The organism is Streptococcus sp. zg-86 (assembly GCF_017639855.1).
Lineage (GTDB): Bacteria > Bacillota > Bacilli > Lactobacillales > Streptococcaceae > Streptococcus > Streptococcus zhangguiae.
In genome coordinates, this window is sequence record NZ_CP072115.1 from 2,083,184 (window position 1) to 2,092,558 (window position 9,375).

The 9,375-nt window shown below is 35.9% G+C and carries 7 protein-coding genes and 3 tRNA genes; 6 read left to right on the plus strand and 4 right to left on the minus strand.

Going from position 1 to position 9,375, the window contains the following annotated elements:
• Positions 1-88: 88 nt before the first annotated feature.
• From J5M87_RS09720 to J5M87_RS09730, 3 genes are all read left to right on the plus strand, one after another.
• Positions 89-961 carry a YitT family protein gene (locus tag J5M87_RS09720; RefSeq protein ID WP_154607651.1) on the plus strand — a complete coding sequence of 291 codons (873 nt, stop codon included), beginning with the start codon at positions 89-91 and terminating at the stop codon, positions 959-961.
• A 65-nt stretch (positions 962-1,026) separates the two neighbouring features.
• Positions 1,027-2,649: an ATP-binding cassette domain-containing protein gene (locus J5M87_RS09725; RefSeq protein ID WP_154607652.1), complete on the plus strand. Its 1,623-nt coding sequence runs from the start codon at positions 1,027-1,029 to the stop codon at positions 2,647-2,649.
• 40 nt (positions 2,650-2,689) lie between these two features.
• On the plus strand, positions 2,690-5,260 hold the full coding sequence (locus J5M87_RS09730) for a YfhO family protein (protein WP_154607653.1): 2,571 nt from the start codon (positions 2,690-2,692) through the stop codon (positions 5,258-5,260).
• Positions 5,261-5,552: 292 nt separating this feature from the next.
• Here the strand turns inward: J5M87_RS09730 and J5M87_RS09735 are convergent.
• Both J5M87_RS09735 and J5M87_RS09740 read right to left on the minus strand, forming a co-directional pair.
• Positions 5,553-5,626 (minus strand) — tRNA-Asn (locus J5M87_RS09735).
• Positions 5,627-5,631: 5 nt separating this feature from the next.
• Positions 5,632-5,703: transfer RNA gene (locus J5M87_RS09740), tRNA-Glu, on the minus strand.
• 113 nt (positions 5,704-5,816) lie between these two features.
• Between J5M87_RS09740 and J5M87_RS09745 the strand changes: the two genes are divergently transcribed.
• Positions 5,817-5,890: transfer RNA gene (locus tag J5M87_RS09745), tRNA-Arg, on the plus strand.
• Between the two features lie 17 nt (positions 5,891-5,907).
• Here the strand turns inward: J5M87_RS09745 and J5M87_RS09750 are convergent.
• Both J5M87_RS09750 and rlmH read right to left on the minus strand, forming a co-directional pair.
• The gene (locus tag J5M87_RS09750) at positions 5,908-6,579 is read right to left on the minus strand and encodes a YoaK family protein (protein ID WP_154607654.1); all 672 of its coding nucleotides are present in this window, start codon (positions 6,577-6,579) and stop codon (positions 5,908-5,910) included.
• Between the two features lie 32 nt (positions 6,580-6,611).
• Positions 6,612-7,091, minus strand: coding sequence for a 23S rRNA (pseudouridine(1915)-N(3))-methyltransferase RlmH (gene rlmH, locus J5M87_RS09755; protein WP_154607655.1), 480 nt, complete (start codon positions 7,089-7,091; stop codon positions 6,612-6,614).
• Positions 7,092-7,235: 144 nt separating this feature from the next.
• Between rlmH and J5M87_RS09760 the strand changes: the two genes are divergently transcribed.
• Both J5M87_RS09760 and J5M87_RS09765 read left to right on the plus strand, forming a co-directional pair.
• Positions 7,236-8,453, plus strand: a complete 1,218-nt coding sequence (locus J5M87_RS09760; RefSeq protein ID WP_375138169.1) for a S1C family serine protease — start codon at positions 7,236-7,238, stop codon at positions 8,451-8,453.
• A gap of 57 nt (positions 8,454-8,510) precedes the next feature.
• Positions 8,511-9,275 carry a ParB/RepB/Spo0J family partition protein gene (locus J5M87_RS09765; RefSeq protein ID WP_154607657.1) on the plus strand — a complete coding sequence of 255 codons (765 nt, stop codon included), beginning with the start codon at positions 8,511-8,513 and terminating at the stop codon, positions 9,273-9,275.
• Positions 9,276-9,375: the final 100 nt, after the last annotated feature.

Genomic DNA, 9,375 nt, shown 5'->3' on the forward strand with positions numbered 1-9,375 from the left:
AAATAGAAAGTCAAGCTATTCAATAACTTGACGGCAAGGGGAGAATTAGGGATAATAGAAGCTGGAAATTTACAGATAGGATACTGATATGAAACAAAAATTAACAGATTTTGCCCTAGTCACTATTGGATCATTCATTTCTGCTATCGCCTTTAATAGCATGTTTGTTGAAAACCATATTGCTTCCGGGGGTGTTGGAGGACTTGCTATTAGTATGAACGCCTTGTTTGGTTGGAATACTGCGAATTTTGTACTCTACGCGAATATTCCCCTCCTTCTCCTATGTTTTTTCCTCTTAGGAAAAGAAGTTTTTATCAAAACAGTTTATGGCGCGTGGATTTATCCGATTTTTATTAAATTGACAGCAGGTTTACCAACCTTGACACATAATGTATTGCTCGCAGCCATCTTTGGAGGAGTTGTCCTTGGATTTGGTCTTGGGCTTGTCTTTATTGGTCATTCATCAACTGGTGGGACAGGTATCATTATTCAGTTGTTTGAAAAATATACTCCTATTCCATTGGGAACAAGTATGGCATTGGTTGATGGAATTGTCGTTGGACTAGGATTTGTTGCTTTTGATGCAGACACTGTCATGTACTCTATCATCGCTTTACTTTCCATTACCTATGCTGTCAACCTTGTTATGGCAGGAGCTGATTCTTCACGGAATGTGATGATTATCTCAAAACACCATAGACAAATAGAAAAGTACATTACAAAAGTGGCAGATCGTGGTGTGACTGAACTTCCAATTATCGGTGGATTTACAGGTCAAGAAAACCGCATGTTGATGACAACTGTCTCAAGACTAGAATATCAAAAATTGGAGACGAATATCCTTTCCATTGATGAAACAGCCTTTATTATTGTCATGCCTGCTACACAAGTAAAAGGTAGAGGATTTAGTTTACAAAAGACGCATCAAAATTTAGAAGAAGATATTCTGATTCCGATGTAATTTCAATTGAAAAATCATCTTTTTTAGAGTAGAATAGGACTAATCACAAAAATAGGAGAATTGTATTGCTTACAGTATCAGATGTATCGCTTCGTTTTAGCGATCGAAAATTATTTGACGATGTCAACATTAAGTTTACAGCAGGAAACACATATGGATTGATTGGCGCGAATGGTGCCGGAAAATCAACTTTCCTTAAAATTTTAGCTGGGGATATTGAACCAACAACTGGTCATATTTCCCTTGGACCAGACGAACGCCTTTCTGTGCTTCGCCAAAATCATTTTGACTATGAAAACGAACGGGTCATTGATGTCGTTATCATGGGAAATGAACAGCTTTACAGTATCATGAAAGAAAAAGATGCCATTTACATGAAAGAAGACTTTTCAGATGAAGATGGTGTCCGTGCAGCCGAATTAGAAGGTGAATTTGCCGAACTTGGCGGTTGGGAAGCTGAAAGTGAGGCCTCACAACTTCTTCAAAATCTAAATATTGCTGAAGATCTTCACTACCAAAATATGAGTGAATTAACCAATGGAGAAAAGGTAAAGGTTCTCTTGGCTAAAGCGCTCTTTGGTAAACCAGATGTCCTATTACTAGATGAGCCGACAAATGGTCTTGACATTCAATCGATTAACTGGCTAGAAGAATTTTTAATTGACTTTGAAAATACCGTTATTGTCGTATCTCACGACCGTCATTTCCTAAATAAAGTATGTACCCATATGGCTGACTTAGACTTTGGTAAAATCAAAATCTTCGTCGGGAACTATGATTTCTGGAAACAATCTAGCGAATTAGCTGCGAAATTACAAGCTGACCGTAATGCAAAAGCAGAGGAAAAAATCAAAGAATTACAAGAATTCGTTGCACGCTTTTCTGCCAATGCTTCAAAATCAAAACAGGCAACTTCTCGTAAAAAAATGCTCGATAAGATTGAATTAGAAGAAATTATTCCGTCTAGTCGTAAATACCCATTTATCAACTTTAAAACTGAGCGAGAAATTGGAAATGATTTAGTAACGGTTGAAAACTTGAAAGTCACTATTGATGGCGAAGTCATTTTAGACAATATTAGCTTTATTCTTCGTCCAGGGGATAAGACAGCTCTTATTGGACAAAATGATATCCAAACGACTGCTCTTATCCGTGCATTGATGGGAGACATTGAGTACGAAGGTACAATTAAATGGGGAGTAACAACCAGTCAATCTTACCTACCAAAAGATAATAGTCGCGATTTCGCAACTGATGAATCCATTCTTGACTGGCTTCGTCAATTTGCAAGCAAAGAAGAAGATGATAATACCTTCTTACGCGGATTTTTGGGGCGTATGCTCTTTTCTGGTGACGAAGTCAACAAATCTGTCAATGTCCTCTCAGGGGGAGAAAAAGTGCGCGTGATGCTCTCAAAACTCATGCTCCTCAAATCAAATGTCCTTGTCCTTGATGACCCAACAAATCACTTGGACTTAGAATCTATTTCTAGTTTGAATGACGGATTAAAAGCCTTTAAAGAATCAATTATCTTTGCCAGTCACGATCACGAATTCATTCAAACCTTAGCAAACCATATTATTGTTATTTCAAAAAATGGTGTCATTGACCGCATTGATGAAACCTATGACGAATTCTTGGAAAATCAAGAAGTTCAAGCAAAAGTAAAAGAACTTTGGAAAGATTAAAGAAAAGGCGAAAAAGTCGCCTTTTCTTTTCACTAGTATTATGATTAGTTCAATAAAACACTCAAAATTTATACGTTTAGCCCTCTCCTTTTTCTTACCTATTTTTATCATTGCTATCATATTAGCAATAAGAGGAATCTGGTGGGGAAGCGAGATAACCATTTTAGCAAGCGACGCCTTCCACCAGTATGTTATTTTTAATCAAGTATTACGAAATGCATTACATGGCAATGGCTCATTATTTTATACCTTCACTAGTGGCTTAGGCTTAAATTTCTATGCCCTATCTTCTTACTATCTCGGCTCCATCCTGTCACCCTTAACATACTTTTTCGATTTAAAAAGTATGCCTGATGCTCTCTATCTCTTTACACTTCTGAAATTCGGATTGACAGGACTGTCAACCTATTTTAGTCTTTCTTCTATTCATAAAAAATTACATCCCTTATTAGCTATTTTACTGTCAACTTCCTTTTCGCTAATGAGTTTCTCAACTAGTCAACTTGAAATCAATAGCTGGTTAGATACCTTCATTCTCGTTCCACTTATCCTGCTTGGACTTCATCATCTTTTAGAAGGTCGAGGAAGAATCTTATATTTTGCCAGCCTCACCTTCCTCTTCATTCAAAATTATTATTTTGGCTACATGATGGCACTATTTTTAGCGATTTGGTTCCTTGTTCAACTCTCCTGGGATGTCAAAAAAAGAATAAGATCTATCCTTGACTTTACAGTATTGTCACTATTAGCTGGTCTGTCTAGCATGATTATGCTACTGCCAACTTATCTGGATTTAAAAACACATGGGGAACAGTTGACAAAGATTGTCAATCTACAAACTGAAAATTCTTGGTATTTGGATATATTTGCTAAAAATTTAGTAGGAAGTTATGATACCACTAAATTTGGTGCTATTCCCATGATTTATGTAGGAATTTTTCCTTTACTGCTTTCCCTTATTTTCTTTACTTTAAAGTCCATTAAATGGCAAGTCAAAATGAGTTACGGACTACTACTTTGTATTTTTATTGCTAGTTTTTATCTACAACCACTTGATTTATTTTGGCAGGGACTGCACGCGCCAAATATGTTCCTACATCGCTACGCTTGGCTTTTTTCTCTTATTATCATTTACATGGCCGCAGAAACATTAAATAGATGGAGAGAAATTCAGACCTGTCAGTACCTCATTCCTCTTGCCCTATTGACTTTTGGTTTTGTAGCAACATTTTTCTTCCAAAATCAGTACGAGTTTTTAAACTCCATTCACTTCCTACTATCATTTGAGTTTTTAGCTGCTTATGGCATTCTTCTATTTGCAGTCAGTAAAAAACGGATTCAGTTTCAGGTATTTTCATCTATTAGCTTATTGTTTGTTTTACTTGAACTCGGTTTAAATACAAACTATCAAGTCGATGGATTAGCTAATGAATGGCATTTCCCAAGTCGTGAAAATTATGAGCAAAACTTGGCAAATATTGACAACCTTGTAAAATATAGTCAATTGATAAATGAAGATTTTTATAGGACAGAAAGACTGTTTCCTCAAACAGGTAATGATAGTATGAAGTACAACTATAATGGAATTTCACAATTTTCTTCCATTCGTAATCGTTCTTCGAGTTCAACATTAGACAAGCTAGGTTTTCGTTCAGATGGTACCAATCTTAACTTGCGCTATCAAAATAATACACTTTTAGCAGATAGCTTGTTTTCAATCAAGTACAATCTCTTAGAAAATACTCTCAACAAATTTGGATTCACACCCATACATAGCAGTGGAAACTATACTCTTTATGAAAATGCCTACTCTCTTCCCTTAGCAATCTTAACTACTAATCGTTACAAAGATGTAACCTTTTCTAATTTAACCTTAGATAATCAAGCGAACTTTTTAAACCAGCTTTCAGGGTTAGATGCACAGTATTATTCTTCACTGAGTCCATTTAAAGTAGAAAATGGAGTAGAATTGGACAATCGCGTGACCCTATCTCGAACAGATAGCGATGAAACTCCTAAGATTCATTATTCCTTGATGGTCCCAGCTCATACACAGCTGTATGTCACTATTCCAAACATTCATTTTACAAATGAAGATACCAAAAATGTTCAATTTACTATTCAGAACGAAACAAAAAACTTTACACTGGACAATACTTTTTCACTATTTGACGCTGGATACTTTGAGCATGAACAGTCCATTACATTATCAATAAGTTTCCCTCATAATTCTCAAGTTTCCTTTGATAAACCTCAATTCTATAGATTAGATACACAAGCATATCAAACTGCTATTGAAACTCTTAAACAAAAAGATGTTTCTGTCAAGACAAAAGAAAATAAAATTTCGATTGATTATCAAACAGAGTCTGATGCCTCACTATTGCTTACCCTACCTTATGATAGAGGTTGGTCAGCAGTGCAAAATGGAAAAGTTCTACCAATTGTAAAAGCTCAAAATGGCTTTATGAAAATAGATATTCAAAAAGGAAAAGGGAACATTGTACTAACCTTTCTTCCACAGGGATTTAGAGTGGGATGTTATTGTTTTATGGTAGGAATCACACTGTTTATCCTTTATAACATCCTTCGCAATAAAAGAATATATTGATAGAAAAAATAGGAGTGGAACTCAATTCTGATTGCATGGAAATTGACTGTCCTCACTCCTTTCTTTTTAGGTTTTGGCTAAAGCCTCACTTGCGAATTTATAGTGGATTGAGAAAGGCTAGGACAAGGCAAGGAGCTGCAGATAGAACTGGTATTCATCAAAGCGATTGAACAATGTCCTAACCTTTATTCAATTCACTATATCTGATCAAGTATCAATAGTCGCTTACTTATCCAACCTCATTTTACTACAAAAAAAATTCCCTATCATCTTAGGGAATTGTTCTTTGCTACTCCGCCAGTAGGACTCGAACCTACGACATCATGATTAACAGTCATGCGCTACTACCAACTGAGCTATGGCGGATGATATAGTCCGTACGGGATTCGAACCCGTGTTACCGCCGTGAAAAGGCGGTGTCTTAACCCCTTGACCAACGGACCATTTCAAGCACTATCTAGTATAATATAGACTATATTGTTTGTCAAGTTCTTTTTGAAATTTTCTATACCTTGACAATCTACATACTTTACGTTAAAATGAAAGGGTTGATACTGGTTCCATAGCTCAGCTGGATAGAGCATTCGCCTTCTAAGCGAACGGTCGCAGGTTCGAATCCTGCTGGAATCATTTTAAGCCTAGCTTATCTAAGCCAGGCTTTTTTCTTTCCATAATTCATAGTTCACATAAAGAGCTGGAAGCAGTACATAGGCAAGAGAATATTCAGAAAATTGTATGGATAGGAGTGTAGAAACAATAACTCCTGTACTAAAACTGATTAAAATCAAGATTGTTTCCTGTCCTCTTTTTCGAAGAACAGGATCGTTTTCCATCCAGCCCTTAAACCATAGATAGGCTGCATTCTTTAAATTTCCTGTCATCATGACATTAGCATAGGGAGCTCCTCGCAACTTTTGAAATGTTCCAATTTGAATAGAAGCGACAAATGCTAAAATAGCCATAGTTAAAAATGGACCGACAAAAGGCGAAATCATCACTGCAAATAAGACAAAACTAGACATCATTAAACTGCTACAAAAATGCCATAGCCACTTATTGGTTCCAAAATATCGTTTGGTCATATAGACAACAAACTGACCAATAGTAAAGAAAAAAATAGGATTCAAAAAGCTTACAACTTGGACAATATCCCTTCGAGCAAGGTAATAGGATAACATAATAATATTTCCTGACTGGATACCAGCAAAGCGACCTCCTTGTGTCACATAGGTAAAAGCATTTAAATAGCCACTAATAAAGGTTAAACTTGTTGCAATTCGTAAGCCTTCAAATACCTGGTATTCTTTTTTTATTGACATATTGATATGGAACTCCTATGTTTCATGTGAAACTATTTATGATAAGGGCTACCTTGTTGGATCATAAATGCTCGATAAATTTGTTCAACCAATACTAGGCGCATTAATTGATGAGGTAGGGTAAGTAATCCAAAACTAACTAATAAATTGGCACGTTTTTTAACTACCTGATGTAAGCCTAAACTACCACCAATGATAAAAGTAATATCTGAATATCCCTTAACCATTGTATCGGCTAATAACTGACTAAAATCTTCCGAAGCAAGCTGCTTTCCCTCAATAGCTAGTGCAATCACATATTCTCGATCATGGATTTTTGATAAAATCCGCTCAGCTTCCTTATTCAGTATCCTATCATTTTCAGCTGGACTAGCTTTATCTGGTGTTTTCTCATCCGCTAATTCAATCAGCTCCATTTTCGTAAAACGATTCAATCGCTTCACATATTCTTCAATTCCGTCTTTGAGGTATTTTTCTTTTAATTTTCCAACTGTAATTATTTTTATTCTCATATTATTATTGTATCATATTCCTTCCAACATAATCGGATAAAAAGAAATAGTAAAAGACTGAAATTAGTTATCCACAAGCTGTGGATTGCTTTTTCCTATTTTTAAGTTATAATTAAGAAAATAAGGTTATGATGAACCAAAACGTTGGAGGAAACTATCTGCATGAAAAAAACTGTAAACTATCTACTCATACTCGTAATTGGATTTGTTGGAGGCTTAGCAGGAACTCTTGTCGCTCCTTTACTTCATCCAACAAATCAACCGAATCAAGTTGTAGAAACAAAAAAAGATAATGAACAGACTACTGTAAGTAATGTCCAATATGATAATCAAAATTCAACAACAACAGCCGTTGAAAAAGTTCAAAATGCAGTCGTATCTGTCATTAATTATCAAAAAGCGCGTGACAATGGCTATCGCTCCATACTGGGAAGCAATGAAACAAATGATGAACTAGCTGTTGCGGGCGAGGGGTCTGGTGTTATCTATAAGAAAACAGATCAATTTGCCTATCTTGTCACTAACACTCATGTCATCGCAGGGGCTGAAAAAATCGATATTCAACTTGCTTCTGGTGAAAAAGTGGAAGGTGAGTTAATTGGATCAGATACCTATGCCGATATAGCCGTTATCAAAATTGCTGCTGATAAGGTGAAAAATGTTGCTGAATTTGCGAACTCTGATAAAATAAAAGTTGGAGAAACAGCCATTGCTATTGGTAGTCCGCTTGGTAGTATTTATGCCAATACTGTCACTCAAGGGATCGTTTCCAGTCTTAGCCGTACAGTTACTTCAAAAGCAGAAGACGGTCAAACGATTTCAACTAATGCTATTCAGACAGATACCGCTATTAACCCGGGTAATTCAGGTGGCCCACTAATCAATATTCAAGGACAAGTTATTGGTATTACCTCTAGCAAAATCACTTCTAGTTCCAATTCTGCAGCAGGAGTCGCTGTAGAAGGAATGGGATTTGCAATTCCAGCAAATGATGCTGTCAATATCATCAATCAACTAGAGAAAAATGGGAAAGTCATTCGTCCAGCACTCGGCATTCAAATGGTGAATTTAAGTAATTTATCAACTGAGCAACGGAAAAAAGCTGGTCTTGATAGCGATACAGTGAAAACAGGTATTGTCGTTGTCTCTACTCAACAAGGTTTACCAGCAGATGGACAACTCAAACAATACGATGTCATTACAAAAATTGACGGAGAAAAGGTTGAAACAACCAGTGACCTCCAAAGTGCACTTTACAAGCATACTGTCGGTGATACTATCTCTATTACTTATTCTCGTAATGGAAAAGAAAAAACTATTGACATCAAATTGACACATTCAACAGAAGATTTATCAAACTAATCGCATAACTCACTTTACATCATTGTAAAGTGAGTTTTTTTTTGCTAAGATGGTCATATGGAAGAATTACGATTTATTTCAATTGCTGATATTACACCAAATCCTTATCAACCAAGACTGCATTTTGACCAAGAAAAGCTAGAAGAATTAGCTTTATCAATTAAAGAAAATGGGTTGATTCAGCCCTTGATTGTCCGAAAATCATCTATTATTGGCTACGAATTACTAGCAGGGGAACGGAGACTTCGTGCTAGTCAACTTGCTGGTCTTACAAGTGTGCCTGCCATTATCAAAGAATTATCAGACGATGAATTACTCTCCCAAGCTATTATTGAAAACCTACAGCGTTCTGATCTCAATCCCATTGAAGAAGCAACATCATATCAACGTTTGATTGAAAAAGGTCTTACTCATGATGAAATTGCACAAATTATGGGTAAGTCACGACCTTATATTACAAATATCCTGCGTCTATTACAACTATCTGATACACTTATAAGAGCAGTAGAAGAAGGAAAAATATCGCAAGGGCATGCTAGGCTATTGATTCCTTACTCAAAGGAAGAACAAGAAAAATGGCTTCATATCATTCTTCAAAAAGAAATGAGTGTCCGCTCTTTAGAAATGGCTCTATCAACTAAGAAGAAGACTAAATCTAAACAAAAAGCAAATCTGTTTCTAACGGATGCACAAACCTCCCTTAGCCAGTTATTCGGAACAAAAGTCATCATTGAACAAAAGAAAAATGGTAAAGGCTCTCTGACAATTTCCTTTCAAAATACAGAAGAACTGGAACGAATTATCCACACTATAAAAGACTAATGTGGACAGTTTATTTTTATAAACATAATTATTCACAACTTTGATATATGAAAAAGCTTATAATATCAACTTTTTCATAAATTGTACACAAGTTGTGGAA